General features: G+C 71.1%; 23 protein-coding genes and 1 riboswitch. Of the genes, 9 read left to right on the forward strand and 14 right to left on the reverse strand.

All coding sequences use genetic code 11. From position 1 onward, the window contains the following. Positions 1 to 60 precede the first annotated feature (60 nt). From IEZ15_RS17005 to thiO, 5 genes are all read right to left on the reverse strand, one after another. The gene (locus IEZ15_RS17005) at positions 61 to 918 is read right to left on the reverse strand and encodes a deoxyribonuclease IV (protein ID WP_189277710.1); all 858 of its coding nucleotides are present in this window, start codon (positions 916 to 918) and stop codon (positions 61 to 63) included. Between the two features lie 6 nt (positions 919 to 924). Then, entirely contained in the window at positions 925 to 2,838 is a 1,914-nt protein-coding gene (gene pknB / locus IEZ15_RS17010; protein ID WP_189277712.1) for a Stk1 family PASTA domain-containing Ser/Thr kinase, read from the reverse strand. A gap of 121 nt (positions 2,839 to 2,959) precedes the next feature. Next, positions 2,960 to 3,754 carry a thiazole synthase gene (locus IEZ15_RS17015; protein WP_189277714.1) on the reverse strand — a complete coding sequence of 265 codons (795 nt, stop codon included), beginning with the start codon at positions 3,752 to 3,754 and terminating at the stop codon, positions 2,960 to 2,962. Between the two features lie 2 nt (positions 3,755 to 3,756). Further along, positions 3,757 to 3,993 carry a sulfur carrier protein ThiS gene (thiS, locus tag IEZ15_RS17020; protein WP_189277716.1) on the reverse strand — a complete coding sequence of 79 codons (237 nt, stop codon included), beginning with the start codon at positions 3,991 to 3,993 and terminating at the stop codon, positions 3,757 to 3,759. Then, a complete protein-coding gene (thiO, locus tag IEZ15_RS17025; protein ID WP_189277718.1) occupies positions 3,990 to 5,174 on the reverse strand; it encodes a glycine oxidase ThiO in 1,185 nt (394 codons plus the stop codon). The genes thiS and thiO overlap by 4 nt, the downstream gene beginning before the upstream one ends. Beyond that, positions 5,172 to 5,284: riboswitch (TPP riboswitch) on the reverse strand. (Overlaps the previous gene by 3 nt.) A gap of 51 nt (positions 5,285 to 5,335) precedes the next feature. On the opposite strand from thiO, the gene IEZ15_RS17030 reads away from it, so the two are divergent. The 6 genes from IEZ15_RS17030 (at position 5,336) to IEZ15_RS17055 (ending at position 10,134) form a co-directional block, all read left to right on the forward strand. Further along, positions 5,336 to 5,680, forward strand: a complete 345-nt coding sequence (locus IEZ15_RS17030; protein WP_189277720.1) for an avidin-fold protein — start codon at positions 5,336 to 5,338, stop codon at positions 5,678 to 5,680. A 28-nt stretch (positions 5,681 to 5,708) separates the two neighbouring features. Next, positions 5,709 to 6,962, forward strand: a complete 1,254-nt coding sequence (locus IEZ15_RS17035) for an NAD(P)/FAD-dependent oxidoreductase (RefSeq protein WP_189277722.1) — start codon at positions 5,709 to 5,711, stop codon at positions 6,960 to 6,962. 70 nt (positions 6,963 to 7,032) lie between these two features. Next, entirely contained in the window at positions 7,033 to 7,398 is a 366-nt protein-coding gene (locus IEZ15_RS17040) for an Rv2175c family DNA-binding protein (RefSeq protein WP_114244089.1), read from the forward strand. Positions 7,399 to 7,501: 103 nt separating this feature from the next. Then, the gene (gene thiE, locus IEZ15_RS17045) at positions 7,502 to 8,155 is read left to right on the forward strand and encodes a thiamine phosphate synthase (protein ID WP_189277724.1); all 654 of its coding nucleotides are present in this window, start codon (positions 7,502 to 7,504) and stop codon (positions 8,153 to 8,155) included. 99 nt (positions 8,156 to 8,254) lie between these two features. Continuing rightward, on the forward strand, positions 8,255 to 9,172 hold the full coding sequence (gene metF, locus IEZ15_RS17050; RefSeq protein WP_114244087.1) for a methylenetetrahydrofolate reductase [NAD(P)H]: 918 nt from the start codon (positions 8,255 to 8,257) through the stop codon (positions 9,170 to 9,172). Positions 9,173 to 9,222: 50 nt separating this feature from the next. After that, a complete protein-coding gene (locus IEZ15_RS17055) occupies positions 9,223 to 10,134 on the forward strand; it encodes a hypothetical protein (RefSeq protein ID WP_189277726.1) in 912 nt (303 codons plus the stop codon). Between the two features lie 103 nt (positions 10,135 to 10,237). Here IEZ15_RS17055 and IEZ15_RS17060 read toward each other — a convergent pair whose 3' ends face one another. From IEZ15_RS17060 to IEZ15_RS17080, 5 genes are all read right to left on the reverse strand, one after another. Continuing rightward, positions 10,238 to 11,749, reverse strand: coding sequence for a phytoene desaturase family protein (locus tag IEZ15_RS17060; RefSeq protein WP_189277728.1), 1,512 nt, complete (start codon positions 11,747 to 11,749; stop codon positions 10,238 to 10,240). 30 nt (positions 11,750 to 11,779) lie between these two features. Further along, entirely contained in the window at positions 11,780 to 12,397 is a 618-nt protein-coding gene (locus IEZ15_RS17065; RefSeq protein WP_093893581.1) for a DUF4126 domain-containing protein, read from the reverse strand. 430 nt (positions 12,398 to 12,827) lie between these two features. Further along, positions 12,828 to 13,439, reverse strand: coding sequence for a TetR/AcrR family transcriptional regulator (locus tag IEZ15_RS17070; RefSeq protein ID WP_189277730.1), 612 nt, complete (start codon positions 13,437 to 13,439; stop codon positions 12,828 to 12,830). Between the two features lie 29 nt (positions 13,440 to 13,468). Continuing rightward, positions 13,469 to 15,556 (reverse strand): YhgE/Pip family protein, encoded by a 2,088-nt coding sequence (locus IEZ15_RS17075; RefSeq protein ID WP_189277732.1) that lies wholly within the window; start codon positions 15,554 to 15,556, stop codon positions 13,469 to 13,471. Continuing rightward, complete coding sequence (locus tag IEZ15_RS17080) at positions 15,528 to 16,316, reverse strand: ATP-binding cassette domain-containing protein (protein WP_189277734.1); 789 nt, start codon at positions 16,314 to 16,316, stop codon at positions 15,528 to 15,530. The genes IEZ15_RS17075 and IEZ15_RS17080 overlap by 29 nt, the downstream gene beginning before the upstream one ends. 167 nt (positions 16,317 to 16,483) lie before the next feature. Between IEZ15_RS17080 and IEZ15_RS17085 the strand changes: the two genes are divergently transcribed. From IEZ15_RS17085 to IEZ15_RS17095, 3 genes are all read left to right on the forward strand, one after another. Further along, a complete protein-coding gene (locus IEZ15_RS17085; protein WP_189277736.1) occupies positions 16,484 to 17,011 on the forward strand; it encodes an SAV_6107 family HEPN domain-containing protein in 528 nt (175 codons plus the stop codon). A gap of 105 nt (positions 17,012 to 17,116) precedes the next feature. Next, positions 17,117 to 17,875, forward strand: a complete 759-nt coding sequence (locus IEZ15_RS17090; RefSeq protein WP_189277738.1) for a class I SAM-dependent methyltransferase — start codon at positions 17,117 to 17,119, stop codon at positions 17,873 to 17,875. A 295-nt stretch (positions 17,876 to 18,170) separates the two neighbouring features. Next, positions 18,171 to 18,563: an SCO2097 family morphological protein gene (locus IEZ15_RS17095; protein WP_114244079.1), complete on the forward strand. Its 393-nt coding sequence runs from the start codon at positions 18,171 to 18,173 to the stop codon at positions 18,561 to 18,563. Positions 18,564 to 18,943: 380 nt separating this feature from the next. On the opposite strand, the gene IEZ15_RS17100 is transcribed toward IEZ15_RS17095, so the two are convergent. The 4 genes from IEZ15_RS17100 to IEZ15_RS17115 all read right to left on the reverse strand — a co-directional run bounded on the left by IEZ15_RS17100 (position 18,944) and on the right by IEZ15_RS17115 (position 24,599). After that, positions 18,944 to 21,367 (reverse strand): transglutaminase TgpA family protein, encoded by a 2,424-nt coding sequence (locus IEZ15_RS17100; protein ID WP_189277740.1) that lies wholly within the window; start codon positions 21,365 to 21,367, stop codon positions 18,944 to 18,946. After that, on the reverse strand, positions 21,364 to 22,743 hold the full coding sequence (locus tag IEZ15_RS17105; RefSeq protein WP_189277742.1) for a DUF58 domain-containing protein: 1,380 nt from the start codon (positions 22,741 to 22,743) through the stop codon (positions 21,364 to 21,366). The genes IEZ15_RS17100 and IEZ15_RS17105 overlap by 4 nt, the downstream gene beginning before the upstream one ends. Next, positions 22,743 to 23,792, reverse strand: a complete 1,050-nt coding sequence (locus IEZ15_RS17110) for an AAA family ATPase (RefSeq protein ID WP_189277744.1) — start codon at positions 23,790 to 23,792, stop codon at positions 22,743 to 22,745. Before IEZ15_RS17110 ends, IEZ15_RS17105 begins: the two co-directional genes overlap by 1 nt. 243 nt (positions 23,793 to 24,035) lie before the next feature. After that, complete coding sequence (locus tag IEZ15_RS17115; RefSeq protein ID WP_189277745.1) at positions 24,036 to 24,599, reverse strand: beta-class carbonic anhydrase; 564 nt, start codon at positions 24,597 to 24,599, stop codon at positions 24,036 to 24,038. Positions 24,600 to 24,892 lie beyond the last annotated feature (293 nt).

Consider the following 24,892-nt stretch of genomic DNA (forward strand, 5'->3'; position numbering starts at 1 on the left):
GAACCGTATACCCCCATGGGGTATTCCTCAACCGGGGAAATCGGTGCGGGGGCGAGGTGCTCAGCCCTGGTCGCGCAGCCGCTTCAGTCGCGCCACATCCGACGCATGACCCTCCTTGCCGCCCGGCGTCTCGATGATCAGCGGTACACCGGCGGTCGCCGGATGAGCGAACAGCTCCCGGAACGGCTCCTCGCCGATGTGCCCGGCGCCGATGTTCTCGTGCCGGTCCTTGTGGGCTCCCACCACGTCCTTGGAGTCATTGGCGTGGATCAGTTTCAGCCGGCCCTCGCCGACCGTGTCCACCAGCAGGTCCAGTGTCTGCCGCATGCCCGCCGGGCCCGTCAGATCGTGGCCCGCCGCGTAGATGTGGCAGGTGTCGAGGCAGATGCCGAGCTTGGGGTGGGCGTCGAGTGCGTCGAAGTACGGGCCGAAGTCCCAGGTCCGCGAGCAGAGCGAGAACCCCTGCCCGGCGGTCGACTCCAGCAGCAGATACGGGTCGTCGTCATGCGTCAGCTCGTCCAGCAGCGGCCGCATGTGCGTGCGCACCTGTGCGAGGGCCTGCTCGCGCGGCCGGCCGCCCGTTGCCGATCCGGTGTGCACCACGACGCCCAGGGCGCCGATCTCGCGGGCCCGGCGCAGTGAGTGGCGCAGCGAGTCCACGGACTTCTCGACGGTGGCCACGGTGTGCGAACCGAAGTTGATCAGGTACGGGGCGTGGACGTACGCCGGTATGGAATCGGCGGCGCACTCGGCGCGGAACTGCTCGTCCTGGGCCGGATTGCCGGCGGGCGTCGCCCAGCCGCGCGGGTTGGCGACGAAGACCTGGACGGCCTCCGCCCTCATTTCGCGGGCGTAGGGGAGGCCGACCTTGGCGAGGCCGCCGGCCACGGGAACATGGCCGCCGACTGGATTGCGCATACGGATCTAGAGTCCCTTGGTTCTGATGGTGATGGTGCTGCCCTCGGGGGCCTGCTCGCCGCCGTCGACGGACTGGCTGTCGATGGTGTCGCCGAAGGAGAGGAACGGGCGGTCGACCTTGACCTCGAAGCCCGCGTCCTCCAGCTCGCTCCTGGCGTCGTCGACGTTCTTCCCGATGACGTCCGGGACGTCGATCATCCGCGGTCCCTTGGATACCGTGAGCGTGACGGTGTCGCCCTCGGCGGCCTCGGTGCCCTCGCCCGGCGACTGACGGGCGATGTCGCCCGCAACCTCGGGGGAGCTGACCCGGTCGGGAAGCGCCTTTGCCTTCAGTCCCTTCTCGTCCAGCGCGGCGGTGGCGTCCTCGATGGACAGCCCGGTGACATCCGGGACGTCGACCGGAGCGCCCTTGCTGACGACGAGGGCGACCGCGGAGTCCGGGTGGCGCTCGGTGTCCGCCACCGGGTCCGTGCGGATCACCTCGCCCCGTCCCGTCTCCTGGCTGAACTCCTTGGTGACCATGCCGGGCACCAGACCCGCCTCCTTCAGCGCACGCCTGGCATCCCCGAGTGAGAGGTCCTGGACATCGGGCACCTTCACGATCTCCGGGCCGCGCGAGACGACGAGCGTCACCGCTTCGTTCCGGACGCGGGTGCCGGACTCGGGGTCGCTGCTGATGACCTTGCCGCGCTCGACGGTGTCGCTGTAGGCCCGTTCGACGCTCTTGAGTTCCAGGCCGGCGTCCGAGAGCCGCTCCTGGGCGGTCTTCTCGGTCTGGCCGAGCACCGAGGGGACCCGGGTGAACTGCCCGGAGTTGATGTACCAGACACCGGTGCCGATCCCCAGCGTCAGCAGCACCGCGACGACCGCGGCGATGACGGAGCGCCGCGGGCCGCGGAGGCGCAGGCCGTGCGGCGCGGGCTGCGGCGGCGTCGGCGGTGGCATCTCCAGCCGGCTGGTGTGGTGGGCGACGCCCTGGTAGGCCGGGAGCAGCCGCGGGATCACGCTCGTGCGGTCCTCGGCGGCGTCGTGCACCTCGGCGAGAGCCTGCGGCGGTACGGCGTCCAGTTGGGCGTCGGTGAGGCCGGAGCGGGCCTCGCGGGTCTCGGCGAGCAGCGCCACCGCGTCGAACGGGCGGACCTCGGGGTTGCGGGCCGTGGCGACGGCCACCAGGTCGTCGAGCTCGACCGGGAGCCCCGGGACGGCGGCCGACGGGGCCGGGACGTCCTCGTTGAGGTGCTGGTAGATGACCTGGGCGGGGGTGTCGCCGGCGTGCGGCTTGGAGCCGGTCAGCATCTCGTACAGGACGACACCGCAGGCGTACACATCGGTGCGGGTGTCCGCCGTGCCGTGCTCTATCTGCTCGGGGGCGAGATAGGAGACGGTGCCCAGGACGGACCCGGTGGTGTTGGTGACGGCGCCCACGGCCCGTACGAGACCGAAGTCGGCGACCTTGACCCGGCCGTCGTCCCCTATCAGGACGTTCTCAGGCTTCATGTCGCGGTGCACGAAGCCGGCGCGGTGCGCGGCGCCGAGGGCGGCGAGGACCGGCTCCAGGATGTCCAGTGCGGCCCTCGGCTGCAGGGCGCCGCGCTCGCGCAGTACGTCGCGCAGGGTGCAGCCCGCGACGTACTCCATCGCGAGGTAGACGTACTGCCCCTGGGCGCCCTGGTCGAAGACCGCGACGACATTGGGGTGCGCGAGCCGGGCCACGGACTTGGCCTCGCGGATGAAGCGCTCGACGAACGAGGCGTCCGTGGCGAGCGCCGGGTGCATGACCTTGAGGGCGAGCACCCGGTCCAGCCGGGTGTCCACGGCCCGGTAGACCGTGGCCATGCCGCCCACGGCGATGCGGGCATCGACGCGATAGCGGCCGTCGAGCAGCTGCCCGACGAGAGGGTCCTGGAGGGTCGTATCCACGCATGCGAGTCTACGAGCCGCCACGGACACCGTTCACGGGCCGGGGCGGACCCGGGGCCGTACTGCAGCCGAGCCGTGACAGGGACATGCGCACCGCAGTCGCCGGCGGCGGTCCGGCCGGTCAGAACGCCGGGCGCTCCGGGTCCAGCGCCGCGCGCCCCTCCACCGGCGACGAGGGCTCGGCGAAGTGGCGGCGCGGGATCCGGCCCGCGCGGTACGCCAGCCGCCCGCCCTCCACCGCATGCCGCATCGCCGCGGCCATCAGCTCGGGCTCCTGGGCCCGGGTCACCGCGGACGCCAGCATCACCGCCGCGCACCCCAGCTCCATCGCGAGCGCCGCGTCCGAGGCCGTCCCGGCGCCCGCGTCGAGAATCACCGGTACCCGGGCCTGTCCGACGATCAGCTGGAAGTTGTGCGGATTGCGGATGCCGAGGCCGGAGCCGATGGGGGAGCCGAGCGGCATGATCGCCGCGCACCCCACGTCCTGGAGCCTGCGGGCCAGCACCGGGTCGTCATTGGTGTACGGCAGCACGGTGAAGCCGTCGTCCACCAGGGTCTCCGCGGCGTCCAGCAGCTCGATCGGGTCGGGCAGCAGGGTCCGCTCGTCGGCCACCACCTCCAGCTTGATCCAGTCGGTGCCGAGCGCCTCGCGGGCCAGCCGGGCGGTCAGCACGGCCTCGCCCGCGGTGAAGCAGCCCGCTGTGTTCGGCAGCACGCGGATGGAGAGGCGCTGGAGCACGGAGAGCACCGAGCCCTGCACGGTTGGATCGAGGCGGCGCATCGCGACGGTGGTGAGCTCGGTGCCGGAGGCGGTCAGGGAGCGTTCCAGCACGTCGAGGCTGGGCGCCCCGCCGGTTCCCATGATCAGCCGGGAGCCGAAGAGGGTGCCGCCGAGGGTGAAGAGATCGTCGGACATGGTCAGCCTCCCTGGACCGCGGTGAGGACTTCGATCCGGTCGCCGTCGGCGAGTGTCGCGGTGGACCACCGGCTGCGTGGGACGACGGTCTCGTTGAGGGCGGCCGCGACGCCGGAGTGCGCGGCGGTCAGGGTGGCGACAAGGGTGTCCAGGGTGGTGCCCGCGGCGAGGAGACGGACCTCGCCGTTCACGGACACGGAGAGGGGCGCGGGCTCGGAGAGGGGTGCGGGATCGGTCATGCGGGCTGCTCCTGACGTACGGAGACGGCGGCGGACGAGAAACGGTGCGGGGTGAAGGGGCGGGCCGGCTCGGGCACCTCGCCTGTGGTGAGGAGCTCTGCCATGACGTCACCGGTGACGGGGGTCAGCAGCACTCCGTTGCGGTGGTGGCCGGTGGCGAGGTGGAGGCCGGGCAGGGCGGTGGGGCCGAGCAGCGGGGCGTTGTCGGGGGAGGCGGGGCGCAGGCCGGCCCGGGTCTCGGTGAGCGGCAGCTCGGTGATGCCGGGCACCAGCTCGTGGGCGTCCCGCAGCAGCTCGTAGACGCCGCCCGCGGTGACGGTGGTGTCCCAGCCCAGCTCCTCGCTGGTGGCGCCGACGACCAGTTCGCCGTTCTCGCGCGGTACGAGATAGACGTGGCTTCCCCGGACCACGGCCCGGACCGTCCGGGTGAGGAACGGTGCGTACGCGGCGGGCACGGTCAGCCGCAGCACCTGCCCCTTCACCGGCCGGACCGGCGGCACGGCCTCGTCCGGCAGCCCCGGAAGCCGGCCGCTGAGGCTGCCCGCGGCGAGTACGACCTGGTCGGCGGCGAGCTCCGTACCACCGGCGAGCAGGGCTCCGGCGGCCCGGTCGCGTATCACCGTCAGGCGCTCCGCCCAGCTGCGGTGGAAGACCACCCCGGCCCGCTCGCAGGCGGTCAGCAGTGCGGCGGCCAGCCGGCGGGGATCGATCTGGTGGTCGCCGTCGACCCGCAGACCGCCGCGGACGCCCGGCGCGAGCATCGGCTCCAGGCGGCGGCATTCGCGGCCGGTGAGCCACTGCGACTCCAGGCCCGAACGCTGCTGCAGGGCGTGCAGTTCCCGCAGATGGGCACGGTCGTCGGAGTCCAGCGCGACGGCCAGGGTGCCGCAGGTGCGGAAGCCGGTTTCCTGTCCGCTCGCCGCCTCCAGCTCGGCCGCGAAGGCCGGATAGCGGGCGGCCGAGGCGACATTGAGGCCCAGCAGCATCTGTTCGCCGTAGTGGAGTTCGGTGACGGCGGCCAGCATGCCGGCCGCCACCCGGGCGGCTCCGCCACCCGGTTCGGGATCGACGACCGCGGTGCGCAGGCCGCGTTGCGCGGCCCGCCAGGCGGTCACCAGACCGATGATCCCGCCCCCGATGACAAGGACGTCGGATCCGTTGCCGTTCCGAGAAGAACGCATGGGCGCCCAGCCCCTCCCTTCGCCGGCATGACCCGGATCAGGTTCGTACGGTCGGAGGCCGCCCAGCCTCCCTCTCAGCCCGGTGCGTCCGGGCTCCCGCGAGTGTTTTACGTTGGCCACCTTAGACCCCGTCCCCCGGCCCCAGTAAGGGAGCAGCCACCGTGGCCCGTTCGCTCGACGGACTCGTCCTCTCACCGGTCGCCGACCAGGCTCCGGGCCAGGTCGGTACCCGTACCCGCTTCACGTACCACGAGGAGGACGGCCGGATCTGGGCCGAGTACACGGGCGGCGACGTGGTCCGCGGCCATCTTGTCGGCATCCGCGTCGACGACACCCTCGACTTCCGCTACGTCCAGCTGAAGCAGGACGGCACGACATCCTCCGGTCACTGTGTCTCCACCGTCGTCGACCTCGCGGACGGCCGGGTCCGGCTGGACGAGCGGTGGGAGTGGGAGTCGCAGGAGGGCAGCGGTACGAGCACGGTCGAAGAGCTCCCCCTTTCCTGACGATTCGTCAGATGCGTATGGTGTACGGGTGAGCGAGCAGCAGCAGTCAGAACAGCCGGACCGGCAGGCAGGGCGCCGCGTCGTCATCGTCGGCGCGGGCATGGCCGGCGTGCAGACGGCGGTGGCCCTGCGGGAACAGGGCTTCACCGGCTCCGTCGCCCTGATCGGCGCCGAACCGCACCAGCCCTACGACCGGCCCCCGCTGTCCAAGGCGGTACTGCTCGGCAAGGCCGAGGACTCCGCCTTCGACGTCGATTTCGAGGCGCTGGACATCGATCTGCAGCTGGGCCGCGAAGTCACCGGTGTGCGGCCGGGCGCGCATGAGCTGGACACCCCGTCAGGACCCGTTGCATACGATGTCCTGGTGATCGCGACCGGCGCCGAACCGGTCGTCCTGCCCGGTGCCGAGGGCGTTCCCGGCGTCCATCTGCTGCGCACCCTCGACGACGCGGCACGGCTGCGGCCCGTACTCGACGGGCAGCACGGCGTCGTGGTCGTCGGCGCGGGCTGGATCGGCGCCGAGTTCGCCACCGCGGCCCGTGCCGCGGGTTGCGAGGTCACCGTCGTCGAGGCCGCCGACCGACCCCTCGCGGGCGCGATGCCCGCCGAGGTCGCCGCCCCGATGACCGCCTGGTACGCCGAGAGCGGCGCCGAACTCCTCACCGGGGCCCGGGTCGCCCGCATCGAACCCGGCCGGGTGATCCTCGCGGACGGCCGCACGATCCCGGCCGGAGCGGTCGTCGTCGGAATCGGCGCACGGCCCGCCACGGGCTGGCTGGCCGGCTCAGGCATCGCGCTCGGCCCCGACGGATCGGTGACCGCCGACGGGGCGCTGCGCACCTCGCTCCCCGATGTGTACGCGGTCGGTGACTGCGCCTCGTTCCCCTCCTCGCGGTACGGCGAACGCCTTCTCATCCACCACTGGGACAACGCCCTCCAGGGCCCTCGGACCGCCGCCGCCAACATCATCGGGGCGGCGGCCGAGGACGGCCCGGCGCCGCAGACGTACGACCCCGTGCCGTACTTCTGGTCCGAGCAGTTCGACCGGTTCGTCCAGTACGCGGGCCACCACGGCAGCGCCGACACCCTGCTGTGGCGCGGCGATCCGGCGGGTCCCTCCTGGTCGGTGTGCTGGCTGCGGGGCGGCGTCCTGGTCGCGGTCCTCGCCGTCGGCCGGCCACGCGATCTGGCGCAGGGGCGCAAGCTCATCGAGGCGGGGGTGCGGCTCGATCCGGCACGGGCCGCCGACCCCTCCGTGCCGCTGAAGTCGGCAACCCTCTGACGGCGTACCCCGACCCCCGTACGGTCGGCCCGGCTACCGACTGTCGGTCCGGGATGGCAGGCTTGTCCCTGTGACCGAGATTGACGCAAAGATTGATGCTCTCGTCCCCGCCTGGCTCCACCTTCCCGACATCGCCGAAATGCTCGATGTCGAGGTGACGCGCGTGCGGCAGCTGGTCAAGGAGGGCCAGCTCATCGCCGTACGACGTGGTGAGAACCGGACGCTCCAGGTGCCTGCCGCCTTCATCGACGGCGACAAGGTGGTCAAGGGTCTCTCCGGAACCCTGACGCTCCTGAGGGACGACGGCTACACCGACGAAGAGATGCTGGAATGGCTCTTCACCCCCGACCCGACCCTGCCGGGCACCCCTGCCCAGGCGCTGAGCGAGAATCGCGGCACGGAGGTGAAGCGCCGCGCCCAGGCGCTCGCCGTCTGACCGCGGGACGTATGTGAGGTGCGGGCCGCGCAGCAGTGCGCGGCCCGTACCTCCGCGCCGTACCGACAGCCGCTCCACAACGCTCTCCAGGGGGAACCGCGCCATGTCCATGCCTCGCGCGCTGCTGTCTGATGCCCGGCTGTATCTGTGCACGGACGCCCGCAGGCGCCAAGGTGACCTCCCCGCATTCCTCGACGCCGTCCTCTCCAGTGGGGTGGACATCGTTCAGCTGCGCGACAAGGGCATGGAAGCGGCCGAGGAGCTCGAACACCTGGCGGTCTTCGCCGAAGCCTGCAGGCGCCACGGCAGCTTCCTCGCGGTGAACGACCGGGCCGACGTCGCCCACGCCATCGGCTCCGATGTGCTGCACCTCGGCCAGGGTGACCTGCCGGTCCCCGCCGCCCGCGCCGTCATCGGCGAGGATGTGGTGGTCGGCCGCTCCACCCACGCCGAATCCGAGGTCGACGCGGCCGTCGCCGAGCCCGGGGTGGACTACTTCTGCACCGGCCCCTGCTGGCCCACCCCGACCAAGCCCGGCCGGCACGCCCCGGGCCTGGACCTCGTGCGGTACGCCGCCTCGCTCGACCAGCGGCGTCCGTGGTTCGCCATCGGAGGGATCGACGCGGGCAATCTCGACGAGGTGCTGGACGCCGGAGCGCGCCGGGTGGTCGTCGTACGGGCGATCACCGAGGCCACGGACCCGGCCGCCGCCACCGCCGAGCTGGCCGAGCGAATCCGGGCGCGCACCGGAGCGTGATCCGGCCAGATGTCCGAAGGGTGGACAAACAACCAGTCAATTCGGGCAATTATCGCTGGTCTGGTCCTGTGGCCGTCGCGCTCTGGTTAACCTGCCCGTATGGCCCTTGGCACACCTTCTACCAGGACAGATCACGCGCGCACGGTGCGTGAGTTCCTCGCGACCGGCAAGACTTCGTATTCGTTCGAGTTCTGGGCGCCCAAGACCGAGAAGGGCGAGCGGAACCTCTGGAATGCGCTGCGCCGCGTCGAGGCGGTGGGGCCGAGCTTCGTCTCCGTGACCTACGGGGCCGGTGGCTCCACCCGGGCCGGGACGGTCAAGGCCACCCAGCAGATCGCCGCCGATTCCACCCTCACCCCGGTCGCCCACCTCACGGCGGTGAACCACTCCGTCGCCGAGCTGCGCAACATGATCGGGCAGTACGCCGACGCCGGAATCCGGAACATCCTCGCCGTGCGCGGAGACCCGCCCGGCGACCCGATGGGCGAGTGGGTCGAGCACCCGCAGGGTGTGCGGTACGCGGCCGATCTCGTCCGGCTCATCAAAGAATCCGGCGATTTCTGCGTCGGCGTCGCGGCATTTCCCGAGATGCACCCGCGCTCGACCGACTGGGACACCGACACGCAGCATTTCGTGGACAAGTGCCGCGCCGGCGCCGACTATGCGATCACCCAGATGTTCTTCAATCCGGAGGACTATTTGCGGATGCGTGACCGTGTGGTCGCTGCGGGTTGCGAAACGCCGATCATCCCTGAGGTCATGCCGCTGACCAGCGTCAAGCAGTTGGACCGGTTTGCGCAGCTCAGCAACGCGTCTTTCCCTTCCGCGCTGAAAGAACGCATCCTCGCCGCCAAGGACGATCCCGCCGCTGTACGCTCCATTGGCATCGACTTCGCAACGCAGTTCTGCGCGAGGCTGCAATCCGAGGGTGTGCCCGGACTGCACTTCATCACGCTCAACAACTCGACGGCGACGCTCGAAATCTACGAGAATCTCGGACTGCACAAGCAGTCGTGACCGGCCGTACCCGCCACGACCCGGGGCGGTGGCCGTAGGAGGGGGCGGGCATGGGCTGGACAGTCCTCTACATCGCGTTCGGAATCGTCGCACTGTGGCTGCTCGGCGAGGTGCTCCTGCAGTACAAGGCGCGCCTTCGCTGGCGTCTGCTCGCCTTCGCGGGCTTCGGCTGTGTGGTCGTCGGCGTACTGATGCCGTCCGTGTTCGTCATCGTCGTCGGCGCGATCGCGTTCGCGACCGGCCAGACGTACGTCACGCTGTCCTTCAGGCGCGGCTTCTCGACCGGCTGGGCGATAGGGGGCAGCCCCGGCGAGAGCCGTCGCCGCCGGGGAGGGGGCGACCGGGGCAGCCGCGAGCCCACGCTCGAGGTGTCGGACCTGGAGATGGAGTACGACGAGCAGGCCCCGCAGCGGGCGGACGCCACGGCACCGGGGGGCGCGGTCTACGAGCCGGAGCCGATGCCGGACGACACCGGGCAGTACGGCGTCTACAGCGATCACCCGCAGTCGCAGCAGGGACAGAACCAGGGCCGGCAGCCCGAGCAGCAGCCCCAGTACGCGGCGTACGACCCCTACGCCGACCACTCCACGTACGCGGCGCCCGGCCAGGACTCGTTCGCCGGCCAGGACTCGTTCGCGGGGCAGTACGACTACGGCACGGGCCAGCAGCAGTACGCCGCGTACTCCGACCCTTACATCGGGACCGGCACCACCGGCGGCTCCACGCAGTACGCCTCGTACGACAGCTACGGCAACGGCTACGACAGCTATGGCGGCCAGCAGCACGCCGCCGATCCGTACGCCCAGCAGCACGCCCCCGAGACCCCGCCCGGCGGTGTCTGGGTGCCGCAACAGCGCGAGGGCGAGCAGTACCCGCCCGCACCTCCGGAGCAGCCCGCACAGCCTGCCCCGTACCCGAACGGCTACGACACCGGCTACAACGAGCAGCAGAACCGCTACTGACCTCGGACCGGCGGGAGCAGGGTGCCGTGGGAGTGACCGAGGGCAGGGCGGCGATCGGGAGTGCCCGGCACGCCGGTGACGCCGCCGACCGGCGGCCTCTCCCTCATTGGGAGCCCCTGAACCCGTCCCCCTCCACGATCAGCCCGGCGACCAGCGCCCCCGACATCCCCGCGTGGGCGAGCCCGCCACCCGGATGCGACCAGCCGCCCGCGGCGTAGAGCCCCGGCAGCCGGGTGCGATTGCCCGGATGCAGATAAGCGCCCCGCGCCCCGGCCAGCGCGGGCGCGGGCACCGAGCCGCCCTCGGCGCCGGTGTCGGCCGCCGTCTCGGCCGGGGTCCGCACCTCGGCGTGGAGCAGCCGCTCCCGTATGCCGGGCATGGCCGCGCTGGCCGCTTCGATCAGTGCGTCGGTGCACCGCTCGCGCAGCGCCGCGTCCGTCCAGTCCACCGCGCCGTGCGGGGCGACTGTCGCCATCAGTGTCACTGCCTCGTGCGCGTCGTCGGGGCGGGTCGACGGGTCGTCCGGGCGCAGCACCGTGACCGTGGGCCGGTCGGCGAGCCTTCCGCCGAACACCGCCTCGCGCTCCGACGCGCCGTCCGCCGGGTGCACCAGGGTCCGGTGCACGGCATCCGCGGGCCGGGCGCCGCGCAGCGACAACAGGACCAGGAACCGGCCCGGCACCACTCCCTGCCCCGGCTGCACCGCGACATCGCCGTCCCGCCACAGCTCCTGACCGGGCACCAGGCCCGGATTCGGACGGGCACCCAGTACCACATGGCCGGCCTCGGCAACCGTCCCGTCCAGGAGCTCGACGCCCGCCGCCCGGCCGTCCTTCTCGACGACCCGGGCCACCTCGCCGCCGAAGACGAACTCCACCTTCCGGGCCAGGCACCGCTCGTACACCGCCTGCGCCAGGGCCCGGATCCCGCCGGAGACATACCAGCTGCCGAAGGTCTCCTCCATGTACGGCAGCAGGGCGGCCGCCGCCGGGGCGCGCAGGGGGTCGAGCCCGTACGACAGGGCGTACCCGTCGAACAGGGCGGCCAGCCGGGGGTCCGAGAGCTCCCACGCGCCGACCTCCGCCACCGTGCCCGCCTGACGGGCCGAGCGCAGCAGCCGGCGCTGCCGGAGCGCGGGATACGGATCACGGCCGAGCACTTGCCAGTCGGAGCGCAACGGCTCCTCCAGCAGCGGACGCCGGGACCGGTCCCAGGCATCGCGCGCCCGGTCGAGGAACTCGCCCCAGACCGCGCCCGCGCCGCCCCCGAGCGCAGCGTCCAGGGCGGCGACCACCCCGGCCCGTGAGGCATTCGGCAGCGAGACCGTCGTGCCGTCCGCGAAGATGTGGCGGCTCGCCGGATCGACCTGCGTCATCGTGACGCACCGCTCCAGCGGCTCCTTGCCCGTCTTCACGAACAAGTCGCGGTAGACCGCGGGCAGATGCAGCAGCGTGGGACCGGTGTCGAAGGCGAAGCCCTCATGGGCATACCGGCCGACCGAGCCGCCGAAGGTCTCCGACCGCTCGTACACCGTTACCCGGTGGCCTGCCACGGCGAGCCGGGCGGCCGCCGCCATCGCGCCCATCCCGGCGCCGATCACCGCAATTCGTGCCATGTCAGTGACCTTAACGGCCGCCTGTGACACTCAGTCCAGTGGCCAGTGCGAACCGGTCCCGACCAGGCGTTTCTCCTCGCGGCGCTGGGCCCTGCGGCGCAGGAACCGGCGGATCCGGGAGGCCAGGAAGACCAGTATCACCAGGCCGAGCAGCAGCAGTGCCGCGGCAATGACCGCGGCCGCCAGCGGATGGAATATCGCGAACGTGACGATTCCTGCGACGCCCAGGTCCTCGGCCATGCTGATCGCGATATTGCTGAACGGCTCCGGGGAGGTGTTGACCGCCATCCTGGTGCCGGCCTTCACCAGATGGCTCATCAGCGCGGTGGAACCGCCGACGGCCCCGGCCGCGAGCTCCGGCAGCGAACCGCTCTCGCCGGCCAGCAGCGCCGCCACGACGGCACCGGCGACCGGCCTGATGACGGTGTGCGCCGAGTCCCAGACCGTGTCCACGTACGGGATCTTGTCCGCCACCACCTCGCACAGGAAGAGCACACCGGCCACGACGAGGACATCGGTGCGCTGCAGCGATGCGGGCACCTCGTCGGTGATGCCGGTCGCGCCGAAGACACCGAGCAGCAGGACCACCGCATAGGCGTTGATCCCGCTCGCCCAGCCGCTTGTGAACACCAGAGGGAGTACGGACACGGACGCGATCGTAACCAGGCGGCGATCGACCCGGAGTGGGGTTCGGTGCGAAGCCCTGAGTATCCGTACCTAGGCAACGAGATGAGTAGGTGCGCGGATGGGCTCCCACCTGCGCGGACGGGAGACTGGAGGCCACGGAGAGGGGCGCGGCGCCGGCACCGCCGACACGGGGCGGCGGAACGGGCGCGGCACTCCTTCCGGAGCGGGGGCACGACGGAGAGCCCGGGGACCACGGGGGAAAACGGGGGTCACGGGGGAAGGTTCTCCGGCTGCACAGCAGACGCCGGTCCGGCGCAGGCTCGGGGGATCGAGCCTCGCCGGACCGGCGTCTTTGTGCCTCGGGGCGGGCGGCCGCGGCGAGGGTGACCCGTCAGCGGGGACAGCCCGTCAGCGGGGACCGGCCCCGCCTCAGGGGCCGGCCCCTCGGGGATCAGCGCCCGCTGACGCGCCCGTGCAGCAGCAGCGACAGCGCCGAGTGCACGTCGTCGATCGACCGCTCCGGCTGGAACGCCTGCCAGTCCAGGGCCGCCACCAGCACCATGCCGACGAGGGCGGCAGCTGTCAGCTGGATGTCGATCTCCTCGCTGAGCTCACCGTTCTTCACGCCCTCGCGCAACACCTCCTCGACCACGGCGACGGCCTCCTGACGCACCACCAGGAGGGTCGACTGCCAGGCCCGGTTGGTGCGCCACAGCTCCGCGACGTACAGCTGGGTGAAGGCCGGGTAGCGGTCGATGAATACCAGACCGGCCCTGATCATCGCGTCCAGGGCCTGGACCCGGGTGCCGCCGCGCCCCTCGGTCTCCTCCGCCGCCGAGCGCAGCGATGCCGTGAGCAGCCCGACGCCGTGGCGCAGCAGCTCCTCGAAGAGCTCGGTCTTGCTCTTGAAGTTGTAGTAGACCGTGCCCTTGGCGACCCCGGCGCGCTCGGCGATCTCGTCCACCGTGGTCGCCGAGAAGCCCTTCTCGGCGATGAGAGTCACCGCCGCCTCGTAGAGCTTCTGCCGGGTGGCCTGGCGGCGCGTGGTGCTACTGCTTTCCATGCCCCTGATTCTCACAGGTCCGGGCGCGCTCACAGGCTCAGCTCCGGGTGGAGCCGGTCCAGGGTCCACACCTGCTTGCGGCGTGCGGAGACCGCCGTCAGCGCGAGCGCCCCCGCTGTGAAGGCCAGCAGCACCGCGCAGCCCTGCCAGACGGGACCGAGGCCGCCGCCCGTGATCAGCCTGCGCAGCCCCTCGACGACGTAACTCATCGGCAGGTAAGGGTGGATCGCGTTGAAGAATCCGGGGCTGGTCTGGACGGGATACGTACCCCCGGCCGAGGTCAGCTGGAGCATCAGTACCGCCAGCACGAGAATCCGTCCGGCAGCCCCGAACCGGGCGTTGAGCCACTGGATGATCGCTGCGAAGCAGCAGGTGACCAGAGCCAGGAAGCCGATCGTTCCGGCGGCACGGGTCATCTGCAGACCGAGTCCCCAGTGCAGTACGGACATCAGGGCGGCCACCTGCAGCAGACCGATCGCGGCCACCGGGAGCCAGCCCGCGAAGGCGATCCGCCAGGCGGAGGCCCCGGCGGCGAGCGCGCGCCGGTTGAGCGGCTGGATCAGCATGTACGCCACCATCGCGCCGACCCAGAGAGAGAGCGGGATGAAGTAAGGGGCGAAGCCGGTGCCGTAGTTGGGGGCAGCGTGCAGCGACTTGGAGGCCAGTTGCACCGGGTCGGCCATGACTTCGGTACGCGCGTCGCGGTCCTTCTTGTCGTAGTCGGGGATCTCGCCGGCGCCGTCGTTGAGTCCCTGGGCGAGGGCGGCCGAACCGTCGCCGAGCCGGATCAGCCCGCCGTCCAGGTCGTTCGCGCCCTTCTTGAGATTGCTCACCCCGGTGTCCAGGTCGGCGGATCCGGTCTTGGCCGTGGCCAGGCCGGTGTGCAGTTCGTCCGCTCCCTTGGCGACCTTGTGGGCGCCGGTGTTGAGCGCGTTGACCTTCTTCACGGCGGACTTGAGGTCCTCGTCCAGGTGCGGCGCGCTCTCGGCCAGGTCAGTGGCCCGTTGCTGCAGCGTAGTCAGTTGGGTGCGCAGCTTCTTCAGATCGCCGTTCTGGTTCGTGACCAGCACATTCACATCGTCGGCGACCTTCGCGACATCGGCCGCCGCGGTCTTCGCGCGCTTCAGCGGCGGGCAGACGGTGGGGTCGGCGAGCGGCTGCTCCGTGCAGCGGGTGCGGTAGACGTCGTCCAGGTCGTCGGAGGCTGTGTGGGCGGCGGTGGCCGCGGTGGGCGCCGACTTCACCAACTGGTCGAGGTTGTCCCGTACGGTCTGCGAGGAATCGGCGACCAGCCGGGCGGTGTCGCCGATCGACTCGCCGTTGTCCTTCAGGAACGGGCGGACGTCGGCCGCCATCCCGTTGACCTTTTCGGCGAGCAGTTGGGTGCCGTCGGCGACCTGCCGGGAGCCGGTTTCGAGATCGCCCGCGCCCTTGTTCAGCTTGACGATCCCACCGGCCAGACTGCTGCTGCCGGCCTTGGCGTCCTTCAGCCCGTCCGCCAGATCCTGCGATCCCTTCTTCGCCTTGCCGATGCCGCCCTTGAGGTCGTCGGCACCCTTGGCGGCCTTCGCCGTCGCGTCGTGGAGGTCGGAGAAGTTGATGAAGATCCGGTCGAGGAAGCTGCGCGAGGCGTTGGTCGACGCGGCGGTGCGCACCTCGGAGAACACCGTCCGGGAGATCTGCCCGACGATGTAGTTGTTGGCGTCGTTGGTCCGCACCTGGAGCGCACCGGTCTCGGGGGAGTCACCCGAACTGGACGCGATCCGCTTGCTGAAGTCCGACGGCATGGTGAGCGAGAGGTAGTACGTACCGTCCTCGACACCCTTGTGCGCCTCGGCGGAGCTCACCTCGTGCCACTCGAAGGTCTTGGAGTCGAGGAGCTCGCCGGTGATCTCGTCGCCGACAGCGATGTGCTTTCCGGCGGCGGTGGTGCCCTTGTCGTCGTTGACCAGCGCGACCGGGATCTTGTCGAGGCGGCTGTACGGGTCCCAGAAGGAGCACAGGTACAGGGCGCCGTAGAGCAGCGGCAGCAGCAGGAGCGCGATCAGTGCGGCGACCGGCAGCTTTCCCCTGCCGAAACGCTTCAGCTCAAGCGCGGCCAGTCTCGGCGAACGCATCGGCCGGTCCCTCCTCGGTCGTGGTTTCCTCGGCTGCGGTGTCCTGCGCGTCCGCCGGTGCGGCCGTGGTGTCGGTACGTACGGTGATGGCGCCCTCGGGCGCCTGGCTGCACACGGCGAGCACGGTCGTCCCGCTGTCGGCGATGGACCGCAACAACTCCCAGGCCTGGGCCCGTTCGACGTCGGAGAGCTTGAGATCGGTGTCGTCCACCGCGAGCAGCCGGGGTCGGCCGAGCAACGCGAGGGCGATGGACAGCCGCAGCGCCTCCAGCCGTTCCAGATCCCGTACGGAGGTCCGCTCGGCCTTGGGCAGGGCGGCGGGGTCGAGTCCGGTGGCGTCCAGCGCCGCGTCGATCCGTTCCTGCGCGGCGGCGATGCGCTCGGCGCGCGGACGCAGCAGAGCCCGCAGCGAACCGTCGAAGCGGCGCTGCAGCAGGGCCCGCTCCCGCAGGTGCTCGGCGACGGTGAAGGCCGGGTCGAGCTCGTTGACCCCGGGCACCGGGCCCAGTGCGCTGATGCGACGTACGGCGGCCATCTGGCGCGGCAGACGCAGTCCGCCGATCTCCGCCTGGCCCTCGGTGGGGCGCATCCGGCCGACGAGGGCGAGCAGCAGGCAGGTGCGGCCGGAGCCGGACGGGCCCTCGATCGCCACGAGTGAGCCGGGCTCGGCCTTGATGCCCACGCCCCGGAAGGCCCAGCCGCGTGGTCCCGCGAGCCCGAAATCCTCGGCGGTGACAGCTGCCCCGTGCGGGCTGTCCACAGACCCTCTCCCTCTTTTGAACTGACCGGTCAGTACAAAAAATATCCCGAACTCGCGATCGAAGCAAAACGGCAGGTCAAGGGGTGGGCGGCCCCGATTGTCAGTGGTGCCGCTCACGATGGATACATACGGCCACGGAGCCGTTACACGAGACAGGAGGTTTCGTCATGGCCCACTCGTCCGCAGCAGCCGTACCCCGGCGCCGCGCAGACGGCCCTGCCCCCTCACTGACCGGTCCGGCAAACGATGTCCATCCCGTTGTGCGCCGCACCACGGCGCCGCCCGCCGCCCTCGATCTGCTCGCCCAGGCCCGCGCCGGCCTCGACGAGGCCGCCGTTCTCGATGTGCCGAACGAGCGGTATGCCACCGCCCACCTCGCCGCGCTGCGCACCGCTGCCGCCGTGCTCGCCGTGCGGGGCCGCCCCGAGACCTCCCGGAGGCGCCGGGAGCGGATCCGCAGCGCCTGGGAGGTTCTCCCGGAAATAGCCCCCGAGCTGACCGAATGGAGCGCGCTGTTCGCCTCCGGCGCCCGTCGCAGGGCCCGTGCGGAAGCCGGTATACCGGGCGCTGCCAGCTGGCGGGACGCCGACGATCTGCTGCGTGACGCGGCGATGTTCCTGCGCCTGGTCGAGCGGTTGCTGGCGCTTCAGCCGGTGCTCCCACGGGCCCGGAGGGAGCGGCCCGACGCAGGATGACGGCGACGGGGGCGCGAGGCAATAGGGTGGATAGCACTTGTACCACCTGCACTGTTCACGCTCCGCCGCCGTCAGCGGCGGCACCGTGCCGAGGAGTCATCTGCCGTGTCGGACCAGCTGCGCCCCCGCGCCTCCCTCCGTACCGCCGTGGTCTGGGAGGTCCTGAAGGACGCCCTCGACCGCCAGGTCAAGGCGACCGGCAGGGACGCCCTGGATGTCCTGGACACCGGCGGCGGCACCGGCAACTTCGCGGTGCCGGTTGCCCGTCTCGGCCACCGGGTCACCGTCGTCGACCCCAGCCCCAACGCGCTCTTCGCCCTGGAGCGCCGAGCCGCCGAGGCCGGGGTCGCCGACCGGGTCCGTGGGGTTCAGGGCGACATCCACGGCCTGTTCGAGGTGGTGGAGCGCGGTGGTTACGACGCGGTGCTGTGCCACGGAGTCCTGGAGTACGTGGACGACCCCGCCGAGGGTGTGCGCAACGCGGTCGAGGCGCTCCGTCCGTCCGGCGCGCTCAGCCTGCTCGCCGCCGGGCTCGGTGGCGCGGTCCTGGCCCGGGCGCTCGCCGGTCACTTCACCGAGGCCCGGAAGGCGCTCAGCGACCCGGCGGGCCGCTGGGGCGACGGGGACCCGATGCCCCGGCGCTACACCGCGGAGCAGCTCACCGAGCTGGTCTCCGCGGCGGACGTCGAGGTCGGCGCGGTCCACGGCGTACGGGTCTTCGCCGACCTCGTGCCAGGCGCCCTGGTGGACACCGAGCCCGGTGCCATGGAGGCCCTGCTCAAGCTGGAGGCGGCCGCGGCCGAACTGCCCGCCTTCCACTCGGTCGCGACGCAGCTGCACGTTCTGGGCACGAAGCGCGCCTGAGCGCGCGGCCGCCGACGGGTGGTAGCTCAGCTCTAGCGTGGCTGATCAGGGACGCAGCCGCAGATGGAGTACGCCCCAGGACCCCCGATCGGGGGCTTCGCCACGTATGATCGGGGGACACCATCCGGCATGACGGATCGGAGGTTGGGGAATCAACGCCTCAGCAGCTGTGCCGTCATGGCGGCCCGGACTGGCTGATTGGCAAAGAGGGCAGGTTTCACGGGGGCGAATCCCTGCCTATCCTGGAAGGGCCGCATACCGGCCGCCCCCCGCGGCCGACGACGAGGAGGACTCCGTGCCGCTCTCGGAGCACGAGCAGCGAATGCTCGAGCAAATGGAGCGAGCGCTGTACGCCGAAGATCCCAAGTTCGCGACAGCGCTCGAGGGAAGCGGGCTGCGTACGTACACCCGGCGACGGGTCTACCAGGCGGTCGCAGGCTTCCTGGTGGGTATCGCGCTCCTCATGGCCGGAATGGTCGCCCAGCAGATCTGGATCAGCGTGGTGGGGTTCCTCGTCATGCTCGGCTGCGCGGTCCTTGCGGTCACAGGTTGGCGCAAAGCGCCCAAGCCGGGCGAGCGACAGGCAGCCGGAGGCGGCGGCGAGCGCCGTCAGCCCAGGCAGCGCCGGACCGTGATGAATCGGATCGAGGAGCGGTGGCAGCGCCGCCGTGACGAGCAGGGCCAATAGAGCCTGGGACAATCTTGGGTGAGGGGCGGCCGCATTTCTGCGGCCGCCCCTCACGTGTGCCCGGGGTCGGCCTTCGGCCCGCCGCTGCCCTCAAATGCCGGGCAGGCCCGAAAATCGGTCCTGCCCGGCGCTTGAGAGCGCACCTTGATCCGGGGCAGCGCGAGGAAGCTTCAAACCTGTCGGCCATTCAGGGCAAAGGACTGTCAGGGGCGAGCCCCAGGAAGCTTCAAGCCTGTCCGCTGCAGGGGGGGGCGAAGGCTGCCGGGCAGCCCCGGGGCGCCTACCGACCCGTCCGGCGATCGAGGACAGAGGCAGGGCCGCAGGCCAGGCCCACCGTCACCCCTGCCGACATGACGGGCCGGGTCGCAGGCCGGCCCCCGTCACCCCTGCTGGCGGGAAGGCCGTCGAAGCCAACCGGTCCACCGGTCCCGACCCCACCGCGCCGCCCACCTGCCCCTGAAAGCCGCCCAGCGTTCCGAGGCCGCCCAGATCACCCGAACGGCCGAGCGTGGTGCAGCGACTGCGCGGATCCGGGCGAACCGCCCGGCCGACGCCCGCAGTCCGGCCCGCACCGTCCCCACGTCCTCGGCGAGCCCGGTACCCGACCGGGGCTCCGGGGCGTAGAGCACCTGCTCCACCGCCCCCGCCACCCGGTGCACCGCAGTGGCCTCGTCGGGGCCGAGCCGGCCCAGCCGAACCACCCGGGCTGCCGCCTTGCGCGGGGTCTGGGAGTCATCCGGCTCGATGCCGTGGTCCCATGCCGTGTCGATGATCTCCCGCCAGGCCGCCAGCGTTCTGGCCGTCGCATCAGCCTGCGTACGCCCGGCGGAGAAACTCAGCCGACGCCTGCGCGCCCGAACGCGCCAGAGCATGGGCAGCAACGGCAGTGCCAGGATCACCAGGGCGGCCAGGACCAGACCGAGGACGGTTCCGGTCGGCGTCCCGGAATCCGTCGGAGCCGCTACCCCCGGCGCCGCCGAGCTGCCGCACTCGCCCTGCTTGCGCATCTGGGCCGGGCAGCTGTCCGAGACGGACGGCGCGACCGTCGGAGCGGCCGAGGCGCCCTTCTCCGGCTGGGCCGGGTCGGACGTGCCGCCGGCGGGGGCGTCCGACTGGGTGTAGGACGGGACGGTGCCCCGCGTCGGGGTCGGTTCGAAACGGGTCCACCCGACGCCCTCGAAATACAGCTCGGGCCAGGCATGAGCATCGCGCAGCCCCACCGACACCGAACCGTTCGGCTGCGCAGTGCCGGGAGTGAAGCCCACCGCGACCCGGGCCGGAATGCCCAGCGTCCGCGCCATCGCGGCCATGGTGAACGAGAAGTGGACGCAGAAGCCCCGCTTGTCCTTCAGGAACCGGCCGATCGCCGCGCTCCCGGTGCCCGAGTTCACCGAGGTGTCGTAGGTGAAGCCGCCGTCCGAGGCGAAGAAGTTCTGCAGTTTCACCGCCCGCTCGTAGTTGTTGGCGGCGCCCTTCGTCACCCTGTCCGCGGTCTGCCTGACCACCTTCGGCAGGGAGTCGGGAACACTGGTGTACTCGCGCTGCAGAGCGGCCGGCGGGGTGCCTGCCGCGGCGAGCTGGTCGGCGGTCGGCTGGACCACCAGACTGGAGACCTGGTACTGCGCACCGCGGGTCGTCTCCCCGCGGTCACCGACGAGCGTCCGTCCCATCGGCTCGTACCGCCAGCGCCCGCCTATCCTGACCTCGGTCGCGGGGTAGGGGAGCGGCAGATAGGTCTGCTGGTAGGAACGGGACGCGGAGATGTTCGACCTGATCTCCGTGGCCAGGACGTCCGGGCCGAGGCCGTCCGGGGTCGGGAGCCGTTTCGGTACATCCTTCAGACGGCGTGTGGAGGGCCGCCACTCGCTTCCGTTGAACTGATCCAGGGCCAGGATCCGCAGATAGAAGCCCTGCGGGTCACCGGAATTGGTGCGGTAGGACATCACCTCCCGGTTCTCCGGCTGGTTCAGATTGTTCTGCAGCGAGACCAGGGGGTTGACCGCGGAGATGGTGCCTCCGCCGCTCCCCTTGCCGTTCGTGCCGCCCGTACCGGCCAGCAGACCGCTGTCGAGCGCGGGCAGCGCCGCCGGTACGACCAGTGAGATCCCCAGCGCAAGCGCGCCGATGCGGCGTCCGGTGCGGACCGGGGCCGTCGGGCGGCCGTCGGAGAACGCCGCACCGACCGCCGGTCCGCCAGGGGGGCCGGTCGCGCCGCTGAAGACCCGCCCCCACTGGGAGAGCCGGTCCCGGCCCTCGGCCAGCAGAAGCAGCAGATAGCCACCGGCCGCGAGCAGGAACCAGAGCCAGTCCGCTCCGCCCTCGGAAAGTCCCGCGGCCACCGAGTACAGCGCGAGGAGCGGCAGACCGGCCGGGGCCGCGCTGCGGAACGTCACAGCGAGGGCGTCCACGGCCAGGCCGACCAGCAGCACACCGCCGATCAGTATCAGCCGGATGCCGTCCGTCACGGGCGCCGGAGCGGCATACCTCCCGACATCCTCGGCGCCCGACGTCAGCAGAGCCGCGAGCCGCTGGACGGCCTCCGGACCCGGCAGGACACCGGCCAACGCCTGTGTCCTGGCGAACACCACCGTCAGCAGAACCAGCGTGACCAGTGTCTGCGCCGCGACGATCAGCATCCGCGGCATGGGCACCCGGCGGGCGAGCGCGCCCATCCCGCTCTGGACCGCCAGCAGAAACGCGGCCTGCAGGATCCATCCGGCGGGCTCGACCAGCGGCAGCATCGAGCCCGCCGCCATCAGCGTCGCCGCGAAAGCGCACAGTGTCAGCCGACCACGACCGCTCATGACCATCCCCCGGAGAAACCTGTGGCGCCGCCGACGGCAGCGGACTGCGTCGCCAGACCCTGGTGTCCCGCCTGCTGCCAATACCGGGCGAGACCGGTCCCCGGCGCCACCGCCACCGCCGTCCAGCCCGATTCACGCAGCAGCCGCAGCCGCCGTTCGAACGCTGTGTCCGCCCCCGCGGGCGCGAAGGCGGGCTGCGCCCAGGCCGTGCTGTCCAGTACGAACGCGACGGCGCCGCCGCTGCGCTGCCGCATCCGGGCCGCCATCGCCGCCTGCTCCTCGTCCAGATCACCGAAGAACGCGATCAGCAGCCCTTCGTTGCCGCCGCGCAGCACGTCGTACGCACGTGACAGACCGCCCCCGTCGGAGTGATCGACCACCGCCAGGGTGTCCATCATCAGCCCCGCGGAGTCGGCGGACTCCTGAGTCGATCCGGCGAAGCCTCCTTCGCCCTCGCCCGGAACCGCGTTCCCGTCGTCGGTCAGCAGCCGGACCGCGAAGCCGCGCTCCAGCATATGCACCAGCGTGGACGCCGCACCGGACACCGCCCACTCGAAGGCGGAGTCGGGCCCCGTCCCCTGATAGGCGATCCGCCGGGTGTCCAGCAGCACCGTGCACCTGGCCCGCTGTGGCTGCTCCTCGCGGCGCACCATCAGCTCGCCGTAGCGCGCGGTGGAGCGCCAGTGGACCCGGCGCAGATCGTCGCCGTGCCGGTAGCCGCGCGGAATCACGTCGTCGTCACCGGCCAGCGCCAACGAACGCTGCCGTCCCTCGCCGTACCCGGAGGCCTCGCCCGCCAGCCGTACCGGCGGCAGCGGCTCGGTCCGCGGAATGACGACGAGGGTGTCGTACGCGCTGAACGAACGAGTCAGCTCGCACATCCCGAACGGATCGCTCAGCCGCAGCTGCAGCGGCCCCAACGGATAGCGCCCGCGCAGATCCGACCGCACCCGGTAGGAGACCTCGCGACGGCCGCCCGCCTCCACCCGGTCCAGCACGAACCGGGGCCGCGGCCCGAGCACATAGGGCACCCGGTCCTGCAACATCAGCAGCCCGGTCGGCAGTCGCGACACGTTCTCCATGCGCAGATGGACCCGCGCCTCCGTGCCCGCGGGCACCCGGGACGGCGAGAGCCGTCGGGTGCCCGCGACCCGGTAACGGGTGCGGACGAGCACCACGACACAGACAAGCGGCAGCGCGGCGAGCAGCAGGCCGACCCGCAGCAGATCCGCCTGGCCCAGCACATACGCGCAGATCGCTGCGGCGATACCGGCGGCGAGGAAGGACCGCCCGCGCGTGGTCAGCCCGCTCAGAGCGGCCCGCAGACCGCCCTTGTCGTCGCCGTCGTCCATCGCGGCCGGCCCCCCGGAGGTCATCACACCCGCCGTACGCCGGGCTGCTGCCGGCTGTACACCGGACGGCCCGGCTGGTGCTGGGGCTGCACCTGGGCGGCGCCGCCGCCGGCTGTGGGTACCGGTGTCTGCTGCAGGATCTCCAGCACGACCTGCTCGGCGGTACGACGGTTCAGCTGGGCCTGTGCCGTCGGCAGCAGCCGGTGCGCGAGCACCGCGACCGCCAGTGCCTGCACGTCGTCCGGCAGGCAGTAGTCCCGGCCGCTCAGCGCCGCGGAGGCCTTCGCCGCGCGCAGCAGGTGCAGGGTGGCTCGCGGCGAGGCGCCGAGCCGGAGATCGGGATGGCTGCGGGTGGCCCCGACGAGCTCCACCGCGTACCGCCGCACGGCGTCGGCCACATGGACCGTCCGTACCGCGTCGATCAGCTTCACGATGTCGTGAGCGTGAGCCACCGGCCGCAGATCGTCGAGCGGCGAGGTCCCGCCGTGCACATCGAGCATCTGCAGTTCGGCGTCCGCACTCGGATAGCCGATCGACACCCGGGCCATGAACCGGTCGCGCTGGGCTTCGGGCAGCGGATAGGTACCCTCCATCTCCACCGGGTTCTGGGTGGCCACCACCATGAACGGGTCGGGCAGCTCGTAGGTGTGCCCGTCGATGGTGACCTGGCGCTCTTCCATCGACTCCAGCAGTGCCGACTGGGTCTTCGGCGAGGCCCGGTTGATCTCGTCGCCGATCACGATCTGGGCGAAGATCGCGCCCGGTTTGAACTCGAAGTCGCGCCGCTGCTGGTCGAAGATGGACACACCGGTGATGTCCGAAGGCAGCAGGTCCGGTGTGAACTGAATGCGCCGCACCGAGCAGTCGATGGACCGCGCCAGCGCCTTGGCCAGCATCGTCTTCCCGACCCCGGGGACATCCTCGATGAGGAGATGCCCCTCCGCCAGCAGCACGGTCAGCGAAAGCCGTACGACCTCGGGCTTGCCCTCGATCACGCTCTCCACCGACCTGCGCACCCGCTCCGCAGTCGTGGTCAGATCTGTGAGGCTCGCTCGATCGTCATAGGTCGTCACCCGGCCCTCCTCGGCCCTGCCCCACGCTCACCAGGAGCAGGGGATACCCCATTCACGGGCCGACGCGCATGCAGCGGCCCGGCCCACCCCGAAACACGGACACCCCTCCGGAAACTCCGGCGGGATGCCACATGCGCATTCTTGTTGCCGTTACCGCTTCGTGTCACTCGCCTGTGGACAAGTGGGGGCGATATGTCGCGGTCGGTGGGGGTATCGGTTCCCGACGAACACCCGTCCGGGCGGTCAGGAGACGGGAAGGATCTCGCGCAGCAAGCCGCTGGTCACATCGAAGACGAAGCCGCGGACGTCGTCGGTGTGCAGCAGGAACGGCGAGGTGCGCACGCGCTGCATTGACTGCCGTACGTCCTGGTCGGCGTCCTTGTATGCCTCGACCGCCCAGACCGGACGCTGACCGACCTCCACCTCCAGCTCTTGGCGGAATTCCTCGGTGATCGATTCCAGGCCGCAATTCGTGTGATGAATGAGTATGACGCTGCGGGTGCCGAGAGCCCGCTGGCTGATGGTCAGCGAACGGATCACGTCATCGGTGACCACGCCGCCCGCGTTGCGGATGGTGTGGCAGTCGCCGAGCGACAGACCGAGTGCGTCGTGCAGGTCGAGCCGCGCGTCCATGCAGGCGACCACGGCGACGCGCAGCACCGGCTTGGCGTCCATGCCCGGGTCGTTGAAATCGGCGGCGTACCGGACGTTCGCCTCGACGAGGCGGTCGGTGACTGTGTCCCCGGTGCGGGCCTGGTCGGCAGCGGGCACGGAAGGCTCGACGGGGGAGTGCGCGGAAGTCGACATGGATATGACGTTAGCTCTCGCTCCTGGTGCCGTCGTGCTGTGAGAAGGGACAAAGAACGTCAACGAGGCTTGTTGTGAGGTAACCCACAGGACCTCACGGCTGTTCATCCGACCGGGTGAACGGCGGGCAGAGCGACGCGCTGCCCGGCTGATTGATCGGGAATCGATCGAATGGCAGGGTGGACTAAACTTGGCTTTAAACCCCACCAAGATCATTTCTTGGTGGGGTTTGTTGTTCGCCTGACAGCTGGACGGCCTCTGCTTGATCATGTGTTTCCGCCAAGAGACACGTT

The sequence above is a fragment of the Streptomyces atratus genome (assembly GCF_014648655.1).
GTDB classification, from domain to species: domain Bacteria; phylum Actinomycetota; class Actinomycetes; order Streptomycetales; family Streptomycetaceae; genus Streptomyces; species Streptomyces atratus.